Here is a 16416-nt window from a genome sequence, read left to right on the forward strand (position 1 = left end):
GGTGCAGCAGATTGCAGTGCAGTGACATCAACCACGAGCCAGAACCTTGCGCAGCGCTTCAAGGAAACGGCTGTTTTCCGCCGGCAGACCGACGGTCACCCGCAGGTGGTTCGGCATGCCGTAATTGGCCACCGGGCGCACGATCACGCCTTCGCGCAGCAAGCCCTGGAATACCGGAGCCGCAACTTGAGCGAGATCGACGCAGATGAAGTTGCCTTTGGACTCGATCCAGCTCAGACCCAGCTCACGGAAACCGGTTTGCAACTGCTGCATGCCCGACTCGTTGAGCTGACGGCTTTGCGCCAGATACTCTTCATCTTTCAACGCTGCACAAGCTGCCGCCAGGGCGAGGCTGTTGACGTTGAACGGCTGACGAACGCGGTTCAGCACGTCTGCCACCACCGGGGTAGACAGGCCGTAGCCAACGCGCAATGCCGCCAGGCCATAGGCCTTGGAGAAGGTGCGCGAGACCAGCAGGTTCGGGTAAGCCGCGAGGAAATCCAGACCATCCGGCAGATCGCTGCCTTCGGCGTACTCGATGTACGCCTCGTCCAGCACCACCAGCACGTGCTCGGGAACATCCTGCAGGAACTCGTCCAGCGCTTCGGCGCCGAACCAGGTGCCGGTCGGGTTGTTCGGGTTGGCGATAAACACCACGCGGGTGCTGGCATCGATGGCCGCGAGCATGGCTGGCAGGTCATGCCCCCAATCCTTGGCCGGCACCACTTTGGCTTGCGCGCCAACTGCCTGAGTGGCAATCGGATACACCGCAAACGCATGCTCACTGAACACTGCATTCAGACCCGGCGCCAGATAGGCGCGCGCGACCAGCTCAAGAATATCGTTGGAACCGTTGCCCAGCGTCACCTGGTTCAGGTCAACGCGGCATTGCTCGGCCAGCAGGGATTTCAGCGCAAAACCATTGCCATCCGGATAACGGGTCAGCTCGGCCAGCTCCTCACGGATCGCCGCCAAGGCTTTCGGACTGGCGCCCAACGGGTTTTCGTTACTGGCCAGTTTGACGATTTTTGCCGGATCCAGATCCAGCTCACGCGCCAGTTCGTCCACAGGTTTGCCTGGAACGTACGGCGAAAGTTGTTGCACGCCCGGCTGTGCCAGAGCGAGGAAGTTGCCACTCATTTGCTACCGCCCCTTAGAGAACTGCTTTCGGGTAGGAACCCAGCACTTTGAGTGCTACTGCTTCCTGACTGATCTTTTCCAGTACACCTTTGATCAACGGGTCACGGTGGTGGCCGACGAAGTCGATGAAGAACACGTAGGTCCATTTGCCGCTGCGCGACGGACGGGTTTCGATGCGGGTCAGGTCGATTCCGTTGTCATGGAACGGCACCAGCAGCTCGTGGAGCGCGCCGGGTTTGTTGCTCATCGACACGATGATCGAGGTCTTGTCGTCGCCGGTCGGCGGCACTTCCTGGTTACCGATCATCAGGAAGCGCGTCGAGTTGTCCGGACGGTCTTCGATCTTCTCCGCCAGACGCGTCAGGCCATACAGCCCTGCCGCCATGTCACCAGCAATCGCCGCCGAATTCCACTCACCTTTGACCCTCTTGGCCGCCTCGGCATTGCTCGACACCGCCACGCGTTCGACATTCGGATAATGCGCGTCCAGCCACTTGCGGCACTGGGCCAGCGACTGCGCATGGGAATAGATGCGGCTGATGCTGTCGGTCTTGGTGTTTTCACCGACCAACAAGTGATGGTGAATGCGCAACTCGACTTCGCCACAGATGACCATGTCGTGTTCGAGAAAGCTGTCGAGCGTGTGGTTGACCGCGCCTTCGGTGGAATTTTCCACCGGTACCACGCCAAAATTCACCGCACCGGCCGCCACTTCACGGAACACTTCGTCGATCGCCGCCATCGGCTTGCTGATCACCGCGTGACCGAAGTGTTTCATGGCCGCCGCTTGGGTAAAGGTGCCTTCAGGGCCGAGGTATGCCACTTTCAGCGGCTGCTCCAGCGCCAGGCACGACGACATGATTTCGCGGAACAACCGCGCCATCTCTTCGTTGCCCAGCGGCCCCTGATTGCGTTCCATGACACGCTTGAGCACCTGAGCTTCGCGCTCAGGACGATAGAACACCGGCACTTCGCCTTCGGCCAGCGAGGCCATCTTTACTCGCGCGACTTCCTGGGCGCAACGCGCACGCTCACTGATCAGCTCCATGACTTTGGTGTCCAGAGCGTCAATGCGAACGCGCAGTGCCTTGAGTTCTTGCTCGGACATCAGCCGTGTTCCTTCTCGAATTCAGCCATGTACGCCACCAGCGCGTTGACCGCGGTGATGTCGACAGCGTTGTAGATGGAGGCGCGCATGCCGCCCACGGAGCGGTGGCCCTTGAGGTTGAGCAGACCGCGCTCGTCAGCACCGGCAAGGAATGGCTTGTCCAGACGATCGTCAGCCAGACGGAACGGCACGTTCATCCACGAGCGGTCCGACTTGTTGATCGGGTTGCTGTAGAGGCCGCTGGCGTCGATGAAGTCATACAGCGTGCGCTGCTTGACGTCGTTGAGCCTGGCGATCGCGTCGACGCCGCCCTGCTCTTTCAGCCACTGGAACACCAGACCGGACAGGTACCAGGCCAGGGTTGGCGGGGTGTTGTACATCGAGCCGTTATCTGCGGCGACTTTGTAGTCGAGCATGGTCGGGCACAGCGAACGCGCCTTGCCGAGCAGATCTTCACGGATGATGTTGACGACGATGCCGCTCGGTCCGATGTTTTTCTGCGCGCCGGCGTAGATCATGCCGAAACGCGAGATGTCGACCGGGCGCGACAGAATGTCCGAAGACATGTCAGCCACCAGCGGCACGTCACCGACTTCCGGGATCCACTGGAACTCCAGACCGCCGATGGTTTCGTTCGGTGCGTAGTGAACGTAAGCGGCGTCTTTCGACAGGTTCCACTCGTTCTGGCCCGGGATGGCGAAATAGTCGTAAGGCTTGGCAGTAGCGGCGACGTTGACGTGGCCGTAGCGCGAGGCTTCTTCGATGGCTTTCTGCGACCAGATACCGGTGTCGATGTAGTCGGCCGAGCCGCCTTCAGGCAACAGGTTCAGTGGAATCTGCGCGAATTGCTGGCTGGCGCCACCTTGCAGAAACAGCACTTTGTAGTTTGACGGGATATTCAGCAGGTCACGCAGATCCTGCTCGGCCTGGGTGGCGATGGACACGAACTCATCGCTGCGATGGCTCATTTCCATGACCGACAGGCCCTTGCCGTGCCAATCAAGGAGTTCACCCTGGGCGCGCTGCAGGACAGCTTCAGGAAGCGCCGCAGGACCGGCGCAGAAGTTATAGGCTCGCTTGCTCACATCCAATCTCGCTCTGATTTGGGGGTCACTTAAATCTTTTGGTCTGCGGATGATCGTTCCCACGCTCTGCGTGGGAATGCATCCAATGACGCTCTGCGTCATGGGACGCGAAGCGTCCCGAGCGGCATTCCCACGTAGAGCGTGGGAACGATCCCGTGCAGTGTTGCAAATTTTCAAACAGGACAAATAACAAGGGGGCGAATTTTCATCCGCCCCCTTGGTTGCCCGCTTATTCCTGCGGTTCTTCGTCTGCTGCGGCGTCGAGTTGCTGGTCTTCGCCAGCATCGTCGATCACGACATTGCCTTCGAATTCCTCGCCCTCTTCCCCTTCAAGCTCTTCACCTTCGATTTCCGAAGGTTCCTGAACCCGCTCCAGCCCGACCAGGGTTTCATCCTTGGCCAGCTTGATCAGCGTGACACCTTGGGTGTTACGACCCAGGCTCGACACTTCGTCGACTCGCGTACGCACCAGTGTGCCCTGATCGGAGATCAGCATGATCTCTTCACCGTCCTGCACCTGAACCGCGCCGACCAGACGGCCGTTACGCTCGTTGCTGACCATGGCGATAACGCCCTGACCGCCACGCTTGTACTCAGGGAATTCGGTGATCGCCGTACGCTTGCCGTAGCCGCGCGCGGAGGCGGTGAGAATCTCGCTGCCTACTTCCGGAATCAGCATGGAGATCAGCTTCTGCCCTTCTGGCAGACGCATGCCACGCACACCGCGGGCGGTACGGCCCATGGCACGAACTTCGGATTCCTTGAAGCGCGTCACTTTGCCGCCGTCGGAGAACAGCATGATTTCCTGCTCGCCGTCGGTGACAGCAGCGGAGATCAGGATGTCGCCTTCGTCCAGCTCCAGCGCGATCAGACCGACGCTGCGCTGACGGCTGAATGCCACCAGCGGGGTCTTCTTCACAGTACCGTTGGCGGTCGACATGAAGATGAACGGCGCCTTCTTGCGGTCAGCAGCCTTGATACGCGCACGACGCTCTTCGTCGGTCTCGTTGCTGCTTTCGATTTCTTCTACATCCACCTCAACGCCTTCGGCTTCTTCTTCCTCAGCCTGACGCTTCATGGCTTCGAGATCGACCGGCAACATCGTGGTGATGTATTCGCCTTCGCTCAACGGCAACAGGTTGACCAGCGGACGACCACGGGCAGCGCGGGACGCTTCCGGAATCTCGTAGGTCTTGAGCCAGTACACCTTGCCCTTGCTGGAGAACAGCAGCAGCGTGGTGTGGCTGTTGGCGACCAGCAGGTGAGCGATGTAGTCCTCATCCTTGACGCCGGTAGCCGACTTGCCTTTACCGCCACGACGCTGAGCTTGGTACGCAGCCAATGGCTGGGTCTTGGCGTAGCCACCGTGAGAGATGGTTACGACGCGCTCTTCTTCCGGGATCATGTCACCCAGGGTCAGGTCGAGACGGGCATCAAGAATTTCGGTGCGGCGCACATCGCCGTATTCGGCGCGGATCACTTCCAGCTCTTCGCGGATCACTTCCATCAGGCGCACAGCGCTGTTGAGGATGCGGATCAGCTCGCCAATCTGGTTGAGGATCTCTTGATACTCGGCCAGCAGTTTTTCGTGTTCCAGACCGGTCAAGCGATGCAGACGCAGTTCCAGAATGGCTTGCGCCTGTTCTGGTGACAGGAAGTACTTGCCTTCGCGCAGACCGTATTGCGGATCCAGTGTCTCTGGACGGCAGGAATCAGCACCGGCACGCTCGACCATCGCAACCACGGCGGAAGATTCCCACGCGGTGCTGATCAGCGCTTCCTTGGCTTCCGACGGCGTCGGCGACGCCTTGATCAGGGCGATGACCGGGTCGATGTTCGACAGGGCAACGGCTTGACCTTCAAGGATATGACCACGTTCGCGCGCCTTGCGCAGTTCGAACACGGTACGGCGGGTGACCACTTCGCGACGGTGACGGACGAAGGCTTCCAGCAGATCTTTGAGGTTCAGGATGCGTGGTCGGCCGTCGATCAGCGCAACGATGTTGATGCCGAATACCGATTGCAGCTGGGTCTGGGCGTAGAGGTTGTTGAGGATCACCTCAGGCACTTCGCCACGACGCAGTTCAATCACGACGCGCATACCGTCCTTGTCGGACTCGTCGCGCAGTTCGGTGATGCCTTCGAGCTTCTTCTCTTTGACCAGCTCGGCGATCTTCTCGATCAGACGCGCCTTGTTCAACTGGTAAGGGAGTTCGGTGATGACGATCTGCTGACGGCCACCGACCTTGTCGATGTCTTCGATGATCGAGCGGGCACGCATGTAAATGCGCCCGCGACCGGTGCGGTAGGCTTCGATGATGCCGGCGCGACCGTTGATGATCGCAGCGGTCGGGAAGTCCGGACCGGGGATGTATTGCATCAGTTCATCGACGGTCAGCTCAGGGTTGTCGATGAGCGCCAGGCAACCGTCGATGACTTCACCGAGGTTGTGCGGCGGGATGTTGGTCGCCATGCCCACGGCGATACCGCTGGAGCCGTTGACCAGCAGGTTGGGGATACGGGTCGGCATGACCGCCGGGATCATTTCGGTGCCGTCGTAGTTCGGCACCCAGTCCACGGTTTCTTTGTGCAGGTCAGCCAGCAGCTCGTGCGCCAGCTTGGTCATGCGTACTTCGGTGTATCGCATGGCCGCAGCGTTGTCGCCGTCGACCGAACCGAAGTTGCCCTGACCGTCTACCAGCAGGTAGCGCAGGGAGAAAGGCTGGGCCATACGAACGATGGTGTCGTACACGGCAGTGTCACCGTGCGGGTGATACTTACCGATCACGTCGCCGACAACACGGGCAGATTTCTTGTACGGCTTGTTGTAGTCGTTGCCCAGCTCGCTCATCGCGAACAGTACGCGACGGTGCACGGGCTTGAGGCCATCGCGCGCATCCGGCAGTGCACGGCCGACGATTACGCTCATCGCGTAGTCGAGGTAGGACTGCTTCAGCTCGTCTTCGATATTGACCGGGAGGATTTCTTTGGCCAGTTCGCCCATGAGAAGCCTGATTCCTTTTTCTGGTGAAACTTCGTCATATCCATATGGGACCAACGAAGCTCGTCGGGGCCGGCCGAGTGCCATACGCCGACTTACGACAAATCAACACTGGATCGCGGATTTGCGCAGTAAAGACAGCTTCGTGAAGCTGCCTCGGAAAACGCCGGATGTTATCACAAAGGCCGCCACGCACCTATCCCCCAGATGCGCATGGAGCATAGTTAGTTGACCGGTGACAGGCTTAACGGGGACGAGAGAGGCTCAGAGCTTCTTTGAGCACAGATTTGTGCTGTGAATTAGCGATGTTTATTGACTTTTAAGGGTATGCACACATGTAGGAGCTGCCGAAGGCTGCGATCTTTTGACTTTATCTTCTAAAAACAAAATCAAAAGATCGCAGCCTTCGGCAGCTCCTACATTGAGTACAGCGCCATCAATGCAGGCGTTTGCGGCACATCAGCTGGGCCATTTTCGCGGTATCCGGGCGCTCGACGATGCCTTTCTCGGTAACGATGGCGTCGATCAGATCGGCCGGCGTCACGTCAAACACCGGATTGAATGCTTCAACGTCGGCACCAACCCGCTTGCCGCCGACTTCCAGCAACTCGGCGCCATCACGTTCTTCGATCGGGATGTCGTCACCGCTGGCCAGGTTCATGTCGATGGTCGAACTCGGCGCCACGACCATGAAACGCACGCCATGGTGCATGGCGTTGACCGCCAGTTGATAAGTGCCGATCTTGTTGGCCACGTCACCGTTGGCGGTGATGCGGTCTGCACCGACGATCACCCAGGTCACACCTTTGGTTTTCATGATGTGTGCTGCGGCAGAGTCGGCATTCAGCGTTACCGGGATGCCTTCGTTGGCCAGCTCCCACGCAGTCAAGCGCGAGCCCTGCAGCCACGGACGGGTTTCGTCGGCGTAAACGCGCTCGACCATGCCTTCCAGAAAAGCCGCGCGAATCACCCCCAGCGCGGTGCCGAAACCGCCAGTGGCCAGCGCACCTGTATTGCAGTGGGTCAGGATTGCCTGGGCATTGCCCTGATGCTTGCGAATCAGGTCGACACCGAGCTGCGCCATGGTCAGGTTGGCTTCGCGGTCGCTTTCATGAATGGCGATGGCTTCAGCTTCCAGCGCCGCCAGCGGATCGGCATTGTCTTTCAGACGATCGAGGCGATCGTGCATACGGCCAAGCGCCCAGAACAGGTTGACCGCGGTCGGACGCGAATCGGCCAACAGCGCGAAATCTTCCTCCAGCGCCGCGTACCAGTCGCCACCTTCAGCGATCCGCGCCCGCGCCGCGAGGACGATGCCGTACGCCGCACTGATGCCGATAGCCGGTGCGCCGCGCACTACCATCGAGCGAATTGCCTCGGCCACGCCGGCGGCGCTGGTGTAGGCAATCCAGGTTTCCTCGAACGGCAAAATACGCTGATCCAGCAGGTGCAGCGCGCCATCTCGCCAATCGATGGCCTTCACTTTCTCCGCAGCCAACAGTCGATCGCGCATCCCACACCCCGCACTCATGAACAAAAGCCGCCGATTATAGCGATCCCCCCGCGAAGACGCTCGGGTATACTTCGCCATCCTTTACAAAAGCACTGGAACCGACCCTCGATGCCGAAACCTGCCATTGCGCTCGACTTATTATTGCTGCCGACCTGGCTGGTACCCGTCGAACCCGCAGGCGTTGTGCTCAAGGAGCATGGCCTGGGCATCCGCGACGGTCGCATCGTGTTTATCGGCCCCCGCGCCGAAGCATTGAAGTGTAACGCCACGGAAATCCGTGAACTGCCGGATGTGCTGCTCGCCCCCGGCCTGATCAATGCCCACGGCCACGCAGCGATGACGCTGTTCCGTGGCCTGGCCGATGATCTGCCGCTGATGACCTGGCTGGAAAACCACATCTGGCCGGCCGAAGCCAAATGGGTCGATGAAGATTTTGTCCGCGACGGCACCGATCTGGCGATCGCCGAGCAGATCAAGGGTGGCATCACCTGCTTCTCGGATATGTATTTCTTCCCGAAAGTCGCCAGCGAACGCGTGCACAACAGCGGCATTCGCGCGCAGATCGCGATTCCGATTCTGGATTTCCCGATCCCGGGCGCCAGCAGCGCCGATGAGGCCATTCGTCAGGGCGTCGAGCTGTTTGGTGACCTCAAGCATCACGAGCGGATCAAGATCACGTTCGGTCCTCATGCACCGTACACCGTCGGCGATGAGAACCTCGAAAAAATCCGTGTGATTGCCGAGGAGCTCGATGCATCGATTCATATGCATGTGCACGAAACCGCGTTCGAAGTTCAGCAGTCATTGGAGAAGCTCGGCGAACGTCCGCTGGCGCGCCTCGGCCGCCTCGGCTTGCTCGGCCCGCGCTTTCAGGCTGTGCACATGACCCAGATCAGCGATGACGACCTGGCGTTGCTGGTAGAAAGCAACACCAGCGTGATCCATTGCCCGGAATCCAACCTCAAACTGGCCAGCGGCTTCTGCCCGGTCGAGCGTTTATGGCAGGCCGGGGTAAACGTTGCGGTCGGCACCGACGGCGCAGCGAGCAACAATGATCTGGATTTGCTCGGCGAAACCCGCACTGCCGCGCTGTTGGCGAAAGCCGTCGCCGGTTCGGCCACCGCGCTGGACGCCCACCGTGCGCTGCGCATGGCCACCTTGAATGGCGCGCGCGCATTGGGGATCGAGGCACAAGTCGGTTCGCTGGAGATTGGCAAAGCCGCCGACATCGTCGCTTTCGACCTGTCCGGCCTGGCCCAACAACCGGTGTATGACCCGGTGTCGCAGCTTATATACGCCACCGGCCGCGATTGCGTGAAACACCTGTGGGTCGCCGGCAAACAACTGCTCGACGACCGCCGCCTGACCCGACTGGACGAAGCACAATTGGGCGCCACCGCCCGGGCCTGGGGCCAACGCATCAGCGGCCACAAAGAATCGTAAAAACCCCGGAATACACTTCGGGGCTACAGCCTTTTTCAAGTTTTAGAGGATTCAACATGAGTAACGTCGACCACGCCGAAATCGCCAAATTCGAAGCCCTGGCCCATCGCTGGTGGGACCGTGAAAGCGAATTCAAACCGCTGCACGACATCAACCCACTGCGGGTCAACTGGATCGACGAACGGGTCAATCTGGCTGGCAAAAAAGTCCTCGACGTCGGTTGCGGCGGCGGCATCCTCAGCGAAGCCATGGCGCAACGCGGCGCGACCGTGATGGGCATCGACATGGGTGAAGCGCCACTGGCAGTGGCGCAACTGCATCAGCTGGAATCCGGCGTCAGCGTCGAATACCGTCAGATCACTGCCGAAGATCTCGCCGAAGAAATGCCCGAGCAGTTTGACGTCGTCACTTGCCTCGAAATGCTTGAGCACGTGCCGGACCCATCCTCGGTGATCCGGGCCTGCTTCCGCATGGTCAAACCGGGCGGCCAGGTGTTCTTCTCGACCATCAACCGCAACCCGAAGGCCTACCTGTTTGCCATCGTCGGCGCCGAATACATCATGAAGCTGCTACCGCGCGGCACCCACGACTTCAAGAAATTCATCCGCCCGTCCGAGCTCGGCGCCTGGAGCCGCATGGCCGGTCTGACCGTCAAGGACATCATCGGCCTGACCTACAACCCGCTGACCAAACACTACAAACTGGCCAGCGACGTTGACGTCAACTACATGATCCAGACCCTGCGCGAGGAATAAGCCGATGGCCATCAGAGCAGTTCTTTTCGACATGGACGGCACGCTGCTCGACACCGCGCCGGACTTCATCGCCATCTGCCAGGCGATGCGTGCGGATCGTGGTTTGCCGCCGATGAACGACAAGCACATTCGCGACGAGATTTCCGGCGGCGCGAAAGCGATGGTCGCGGTGACGTTTTCGATGGACCCGGAATCGCCGGGCTTCGAGGAGCTGCGTCTGGAGTTTCTCGAGCGCTATCTGGTCGGTTGCGCGGTGCACAGCAAGCTGTTCGACGGCATGGGCGAACTGCTCGCCGATATCGAGAAGGCCAACCTGGTCTGGGGCGTGGTCACCAACAAGCCGTTGCGCTTTGCCGAGCCGATCATGCAGCAGCTGGGGCTGGCCGAGCGTTCGGCGCTACTGATCTGCCCGGATCACGTGAAGAACAGCAAGCCGGATCCGGAACCGTTGATCCTTGCCTGCAAGATGCTTGATCTGGATCCATCGACGGTTCTGTTTGTAGGCGATGATCTGCGTGATATCGAATCGGGACGCGATGCCGGTACGAAAACGGCGGCGGTGACGTTTGGCTACATTCATCCGGATGACAACCCTCGGCATTGGGGGGCGGACGTGGTGGTGGATCATCCGTCGGAGTTGCGCAAGGTGCTCGATAGCGCGCTCTGCAGCTGCTGAAACCTGACGCAGAGCGTCATTGGCTGCATCCCCACGGAGCGTGGGAACGATCTGACTCTTAATGAGGTTTTTATGTTTGATTATTCCGCTCGTCCCGAATTGCTCAAGGATCGGGTCATTCTGGTCACCGGTGCCGGTCGCGGCATTGGTGCGGCTGCTGCAAAAACCTACGCAGCGCATGGCGCCACCGTTCTGCTGCTGGGCAAGACCGAGGCCAATCTGACTCAGGTCTACGACGAGATCGAAGCCGCCGGCCACCCGCAACCGGCCGTCATTCCGTTCAATCTGGAAACCGCCCTGCCGCATCAATACGATGAGCTGGCGGCGATGATCGAGACCGAGTTCGGCCATCTCGACGGCTTGCTGCACAATGCCTCGATCATTGGCCCGCGCACGCCGATAGAACAGTTGTCCGGGGAAAACTTCATGCGCGTCATGCAGATCAACGTCAATGCGATGTTCATGCTGACCAGCACCCTGCTGCCGCTGCTGAAACTGTCGCAGGACGCCTCCGTGGTGTTCACCTCCAGCAGCGTCGGCCGCAAAGGCCGCGCTTACTGGGGCGCTTATGGCGTGTCGAAGTTTGCCACCGAAGGTTTGATGCAAACCCTCGCCGATGAGGTCGACACCGTCGCGCCGGTGCGCTCCAACAGCATCAACCCCGGCGCAACCCGCACCAGCATGCGCGCGCAGGCCTATCCGGGGGAAAACCCGCTGAACAACCCGACGCCGGAGGAAATCATGCCGGTGTACCTGTACTTGATGGGTCCGGACAGTACTGGCATCAATGGCCAGGCGTTCAACGCGCAATAACTGCCATACGTCGCTTTTGTTGCCGCGGCAGATTCCTGTCGCGGCATGCATTTGCCGCTGTCGACCGTCATAATTCAGTCAATATTCCAGCGCCTCTATCCCCATTCGATCGCCAACCCATTGATTTCTAAAGGTTTAAATAAATACGAACCGAATGGCACGACTTTCGCTCTAAATATCCTCAAAGCATGCCGTGTGAAGGCAGTGGGGCAAGGCCTGATTCGATAGCTTACTAATCGTCTTCAGGCAGACTAAACTTACGCCAAACGTCCTACGGGACTGATGGATCAGTATGACGCGCAGCCCATAGCCGCTCTCACCCAGCCTGTAAGACAGACTTACTGCTTAGGGGCTCACGCCATATGAAATCACCCTCCCAGACCAATGCAATTGACTTTGACAGTGCCAAATTGCAACGCCTGGGCTTTGGTCAGCTGCCTCCCCTTCTGGAGCGACCGGCCAGTCTTGCGCAATTGCGCCAGCAAATGAGCCTGCAACTGCAAACCAGTCTTGAGCCGCAACGAATCCTCGGTCTGTTTTTCCGCGAAGTTCAGCGCCTTGTGCCGCTGGATGCCTTGAGCTATGTGCACCAGGGCAGCGACCTGCGCCTGGAGTTCGGCACTCGCGGTCACCATTCGGTCAGCTACAGCCTCAGCCATGAAGGCCAGCACATGGGCGAACTGGTGTTTCGCCGCAATCAGCGTTTCAGCGACAAAGAGCAGGGCAACCTTGAGTCATTGTTGTCGTCCCTGCTGTTTCCGATGCGCAACGCCCTGCTCTACCGTGAAGCCACCCAGAGCGCCTTGCGTGATCCATTGACCGGGGCCGGCAATCGCATCGCCATGGAGCAGACACTGCAACGCGAGATCGAAATGTCGCGTCGGCATCTGCAACCGTTGTCGGTGTTGATGCTCGATATCGATCACTTCAAACGGGTCAACGACAGCCACGGCCACAGCGCCGGCGACGACGTACTGAAAGCGGTGGCGGCATCGATCAAGGGCCAGTTGCGTAACGTCGACATGGTCTTTCGTTATGGTGGCGAAGAGTTTCTGATCCTGCTGTCGAACACCAGCCGGGAAGCGGCGGCGATGGTCGGCGAACGGCTGCGCCATGCTGCGCAGGCCGCAGAGTATTTTGCCGATGGCCAGTTGATCGAGCTGACGGTGAGTTTGGGTTGCTCGACGCTGTTGCCTGGCGAGTCGGCGGAAAGCCTGTTGCGTCGTGCGGACAGTGCGCTGTATGTGGCCAAGCGCGAAGGTCGTAACCGCTTGGCAATGGCGGGCTGATTTGTAACACCACCCCAAACCACTGTAGGAGTGAGCCTGCTCGCGATGACGATCTGCTATTCAACAATGATGTTGACTGACAGACCGCCATCGCGAGCAGGCTCACTCCTACATTTTTTACGCGGTGTGAGCCGGAATCAACTCTCGACTACCGCCCGGCGTTCACGACTGACCAGCAATCGTTCGGACGTTTCCAGTTGCATGCAACGTTCGAGGAACAGATACATGTAGTCATAGCTCTTGCACACCGCCTGGCGCAGCTCGGTTTGCAGCGCCTTGCTCGGGTTCATCCCCGCCAACGTGCAGATGATTTCCAGCGCTTCCCAGGGATGGGCATCGTCGTACTGCGCATGCATCTTCAACCACTTCATGGCGCGCTTGCGCTCCTCTTCGGGAAACGCTGCGGCATAAACACCTGTGGAACAGACCAGCGCCGACCACTCCCCGGTCGCGCCTTCGATGGCATAGTTGGTGGCAGCAATGGCGACGATCAATGAATCGGCAGAACTGGTGTGCCAGCACCAGTGGCTCAGCGCGTGCAGTTCCGGTGGAACTTGCTGTGCCTGCAAGTCTTCAAGGCTCACGCCGTGCGCCCGACTCCAGTTAAGCCAATAATCGGCGTGGTTGAGTTCGACGCGGATATTGCGCATCAACCAGCGACGCGCCATGTCCTCACCGGGGTGACGGGCAAACTTGGTTTTGGTCAGGTTCTGCGCCATGTACAAGGCAAACTGTTCGACGACCGGCCAGCCGCCGATCAAGTACTGACGCATGGTTTTGGCACTGAGTTTGTTATCACGCATGCGCATGTACAACTCATGTTCGACAACCCGGCGTTTGCTCTCGCTGCAATCCTGGATCAACTGTTGTGCCCAGGCAGGATAACTTGCAGCTTCCATGAGTGGTCCGGTTCGGTTGAATGTGTCGATCACTGTTCGGCTCCTTTTGATTTGTGATTGTAAGGATCGGCAAGAGACTTCAACGGAACGTGCCAGGCGCCTTGAACAACAGCGGCTGCGGTCTGGCGGGCCGAATCTGCAAACTGTCGCAGGTAAACAATTGCGGGCGTTCGATAACGTAACCCTGAGCGTAATCCACCCCGATTTCAAGCAATGCCTGCTCGATCTGGGCGGTTTCAACAAACTCGGCAATTGTTTTCTTACCCATGACATGCCCGATGTGATTGATCACTTCGACCATTGCGCGGTTAATCGGGTCGTCCAGCATATCCTTTACGAAACTCCCGTCGATCTTCAGGAAGTCTACAGGCAAATGTTTCAGATAAGCGAATGAAGACATCCCGGCACAAAAATCATCAAGTGAGAAGTAACACCCTAAACCTTTGAGTTCATTAATAAATCTAATTGCACTCCCGAGATTTGAAATTGCACTGGTTTCAGTAATTTCAAAACAAATCATTTCAGGCGGAATCGCATAACTAACAAACTGTTCACGCAGAAAGTGCAAGAACGCGTCATCTCCGATAGTAATGCCTGAAAGATTAATCGCACACATTGCCAAAGGCCCTTCACGCTCTTCGGCAATACACTCGGCTATTAGCTTGAATACATTCTGCACCACCCAACGATCAAGCTGATTCATCAGGCCATAACGCTCGGCGGCCGGAATAAAGCTGTCCGGGAGAATCATGCGCCCGGCTTCGTCATGCAATCGCAGCAGAATCTCGATGTGCCCGCCGCGGCCCTCCGCCGATCCCAGCGGGGCGATTTCCTGGGCGTACAGACAGAAGCGGTTTTCTTCCAGCGCCATGTGCAGACGCTGCACCCAAGCCATTTCACCGAAACGCACGGACAGTTCCGAGTCGTCGGCGTGATAGACCTGCACGCGGTTGCGGCCCTTTTCCTTGGCCATGTAGCAAGCCATGTCAGCGGCACGCAATGAAGTTTCAAGGGTCGTCGGGGTCTGGGCGATATGCACCAGGCCGATGCTGACGGTGGTCAGGAACGGCCGGCCCTTCCAGACGAAATGCAGGTTCTGTACGGTCTGGCGCAGGACTTCGGCGATTTTTTCCGCCGCCTCCGGCGCGCAATTCTCCAGGAGGATGCCGAACTCGTCGCCGCCCAGCCGCGCCAGCGTGTCGCTCTCGCGCAACCCCGACTGCAGCAGTGCGCAGATGTGCCGCAACAGCTCATCGCCCGCCGCATGGCCGCAGGTGTCGTTGACCAGTTTGAACTGATCGAGATCGAGGAACATCAGCGCATGCCGTCCGGGCTGACGCGTGAGGTTGTGCAATGCCTGCTCGAGGCGATATTCGAATTCGCGACGGTTGGCCAGCCCGGTCAGTGCGTCGTGCGTGGCCTGCCAGGAGAGATTGGCGATGTACTGCCGCTCCTGGGTCATGTCGTGCAGCACCAGCACCGTGCCGCTGACCTTGCCGGCGTTGCGGATCGGCGCGCCGACCAGCGTCACCGAGACTGTGCTGCCGTCGAGGCGCTGGATCAGCTTGGAATGCTCACTGCCACCACTGAGTTTGCCGCTGAGAATGTGTTCGATCAGCGTCAGGCCCTCAGCCTGGGCGTTATCGTCGAGCAGATTGAACAGCGCCGCCAGCGGCAATCCGGCAGCCTGCTCGGCTTTCCAGTGGGTCATCGCTTCGGCGGCGGGGTTCATGTAATCGATCGCGCCGCTGACGTCGGTGGTGATGACGCCGTCGCCAATCGAATGCAGCGTGACGTGTGCGCGATCTTTCTCCAGTTGCAGTGCCTGGGCAAAGGCATGGCGCTGCTTGAGCAATTTATGCGTACGCAGCAACGCCAGCACAATCAGGCCCAGCGCCGTGGCCAGGTTGGTGAACAAGAGCAAGCGCAGGATCATCCGCGAGCCTTCACCCAACGCATCGCTAAAAGCTTTCGCTGCCGGCGTGACGCCGTCATTGATGGCGAAAATCCGCGCCTTCCAGCGCTGGATGTCGGCCGGTGTCGCGCTGTTCTCGCTGATGCTCTGGTGCATTTCGCGGGCGACATTGTCCAGCTCGACCAGATACGCATCGCCCAGCGTCCAGCGGTCGATGGCGGTTTCGAGATAACTGAAATGACGAAAATTGAGGTACAGCCAGATCAGGCTCGATACATCATCCGGGTGATTGCCGCCCTTGAGGATGCCATCGCGCGCGGCTTGCAAATCCGGTGGCTGGTGATCCAGCGCCAAGCGCAATTGATGCCCGCCCTGCGGCACGGCAATCGCATTCTGATACTTGAGGTAAATCGCTTCGTCGCGACTGTCTGCATACAGATTGAGGTAATAGATGGCGTCTTTCTGGCCTTTGGACCACAGACTTTCGCCAGCGACATAACCGCGAACGGCCGACAGGACGTAAAGACTCACGCCCCCCAATAACGCCTGAAATAGCACAACGGCAATAAATGGCCAGACGATGCCTAACAACCGTGGCGTTCCGAGAGTCCTTTTTTGCTTCATGAGGTCCTTTGCGCACGCACTGCCATCATCAAAGAGGAGACCGCTAACCTAGCCTAGGGGGCGATCCCCCTTCCGGCAAGCAGGACACTTCAACTCGCGATACATATGTACCGCACCGAGAGCACAGGATACTTCGACACTGACGGCTTCCGAAC

At 59.0% G+C, this 16416-nt stretch carries 12 protein-coding genes; 5 read left to right on the plus strand and 7 right to left on the minus strand.

The window, feature by feature from the left end:
• Positions 1–27 precede the first annotated feature (27 nt).
• The 5 genes from hisC to mtnA form a co-directional block, all read right to left on the minus strand.
• On the minus strand, positions 28–1140 hold the full coding sequence (hisC, locus tag QOL84_RS25085) for a histidinol-phosphate transaminase (protein ID WP_283438941.1): 1113 nt from the start codon (positions 1138–1140) through the stop codon (positions 28–30).
• Between the two features lie 13 nt (positions 1141–1153).
• Positions 1154–2248: a prephenate dehydratase gene (gene pheA, locus QOL84_RS25090; protein ID WP_007908404.1), complete on the minus strand. Its 1095-nt coding sequence runs from the start codon at positions 2246–2248 to the stop codon at positions 1154–1156.
• Entirely contained in the window at positions 2248–3333 is a 1086-nt protein-coding gene (gene serC, locus QOL84_RS25095; RefSeq protein ID WP_283438942.1) for a 3-phosphoserine/phosphohydroxythreonine transaminase, read from the minus strand. The genes pheA and serC overlap by 1 nt, the downstream gene beginning before the upstream one ends.
• A 229-nt stretch (positions 3334–3562) precedes the next feature.
• A complete protein-coding gene (gyrA, locus tag QOL84_RS25100) occupies positions 3563–6337 on the minus strand; it encodes a DNA gyrase subunit A (RefSeq protein ID WP_283438943.1) in 2775 nt (924 codons plus the stop codon).
• A gap of 433 nt (positions 6338–6770) precedes the next feature.
• Entirely contained in the window at positions 6771–7847 is a 1077-nt protein-coding gene (mtnA, locus tag QOL84_RS25105; protein ID WP_283438944.1) for an S-methyl-5-thioribose-1-phosphate isomerase, read from the minus strand.
• Positions 7848–7955: 108 nt separating this feature from the next.
• On the opposite strand from mtnA, the gene QOL84_RS25110 reads away from it, so the two are divergent.
• From QOL84_RS25110 to QOL84_RS25130, 5 genes are all read left to right on the plus strand, one after another.
• Positions 7956–9290, plus strand: coding sequence for a TRZ/ATZ family hydrolase (locus QOL84_RS25110; RefSeq protein ID WP_283438945.1), 1335 nt, complete (start codon positions 7956–7958; stop codon positions 9288–9290).
• A gap of 56 nt (positions 9291–9346) precedes the next feature.
• Entirely contained in the window at positions 9347–10045 is a 699-nt protein-coding gene (ubiG, locus tag QOL84_RS25115) for a bifunctional 2-polyprenyl-6-hydroxyphenol methylase/3-demethylubiquinol 3-O-methyltransferase UbiG (protein WP_129394964.1), read from the plus strand.
• Between the two features lie 4 nt (positions 10046–10049).
• Entirely contained in the window at positions 10050–10721 is a 672-nt protein-coding gene (gene mupP, locus QOL84_RS25120) for an N-acetylmuramic acid 6-phosphate phosphatase MupP (RefSeq protein ID WP_103305668.1), read from the plus strand.
• Positions 10722–10793: 72 nt separating this feature from the next.
• Positions 10794–11534, plus strand: coding sequence for a YciK family oxidoreductase (locus QOL84_RS25125; RefSeq protein WP_283438946.1), 741 nt, complete (start codon positions 10794–10796; stop codon positions 11532–11534).
• Between the two features lie 362 nt (positions 11535–11896).
• On the plus strand, positions 11897–12823 hold the full coding sequence (locus QOL84_RS25130) for a GGDEF domain-containing protein (RefSeq protein WP_129394966.1): 927 nt from the start codon (positions 11897–11899) through the stop codon (positions 12821–12823).
• A gap of 137 nt (positions 12824–12960) precedes the next feature.
• On the opposite strand, the gene QOL84_RS25135 is transcribed toward QOL84_RS25130, so the two are convergent.
• Both QOL84_RS25135 and QOL84_RS25140 read right to left on the minus strand, forming a co-directional pair.
• Positions 12961–13722, minus strand: coding sequence for an iron-containing redox enzyme family protein (locus tag QOL84_RS25135; RefSeq protein WP_400774861.1), 762 nt, complete (start codon positions 13720–13722; stop codon positions 12961–12963).
• A 79-nt stretch (positions 13723–13801) separates the two neighbouring features.
• Positions 13802–16261: an EAL domain-containing protein gene (locus QOL84_RS25140; protein WP_283438948.1), complete on the minus strand. Its 2460-nt coding sequence runs from the start codon at positions 16259–16261 to the stop codon at positions 13802–13804.
• Positions 16262–16416 lie beyond the last annotated feature (155 nt).

Origin of the sequence: Pseudomonas helmanticensis, assembly GCF_900182985.1 — a bacterium.
Lineage (GTDB): Bacteria > Pseudomonadota > Gammaproteobacteria > Pseudomonadales > Pseudomonadaceae > Aquipseudomonas > Aquipseudomonas helmanticensis.

Bases quoted from the DNA above. Each gene is read 5' to 3' on its own strand.
- hisC (WP_283438941.1), bottom strand. From the start codon at position 1,140: ATGAGTGGCAACTTCCTCGCTCTGGCACAGCCGGGCGTGCAACAACTT.
- pheA (WP_007908404.1), bottom strand. From the start codon at position 2,248: ATGTCCGAGCAAGAACTCAAGGCACTGCGCGTTCGCATTGACGCTCTG.
- gyrA (WP_283438943.1), bottom strand. From the start codon at position 6,337: ATGGGCGAACTGGCCAAAGAAATCCTCCCGGTCAATATCGAAGACGAG.
- mtnA (WP_283438944.1), bottom strand. From the start codon at position 7,847: ATGCGCGATCGACTGTTGGCTGCGGAGAAAGTGAAGGCCATCGATTGG.
- QOL84_RS25110 (WP_283438945.1), top strand. From the start codon at position 7,956: ATGCCGAAACCTGCCATTGCGCTCGACTTATTATTGCTGCCGACCTGG.
- ubiG (WP_129394964.1), top strand. From the start codon at position 9,347: ATGAGTAACGTCGACCACGCCGAAATCGCCAAATTCGAAGCCCTGGCC.
- mupP (WP_103305668.1), top strand. From the start codon at position 10,050: ATGGCCATCAGAGCAGTTCTTTTCGACATGGACGGCACGCTGCTCGAC.
- QOL84_RS25125 (WP_283438946.1), top strand. From the start codon at position 10,794: ATGTTTGATTATTCCGCTCGTCCCGAATTGCTCAAGGATCGGGTCATT.
- QOL84_RS25130 (WP_129394966.1), top strand. From the start codon at position 11,897: ATGAAATCACCCTCCCAGACCAATGCAATTGACTTTGACAGTGCCAAA.
- QOL84_RS25135 (WP_400774861.1), bottom strand. From the start codon at position 13,722: ATGGAAGCTGCAAGTTATCCTGCCTGGGCACAACAGTTGATCCAGGAT.
- QOL84_RS25140 (WP_283438948.1), bottom strand. From the start codon at position 16,261: ATGAAGCAAAAAAGGACTCTCGGAACGCCACGGTTGTTAGGCATCGTC.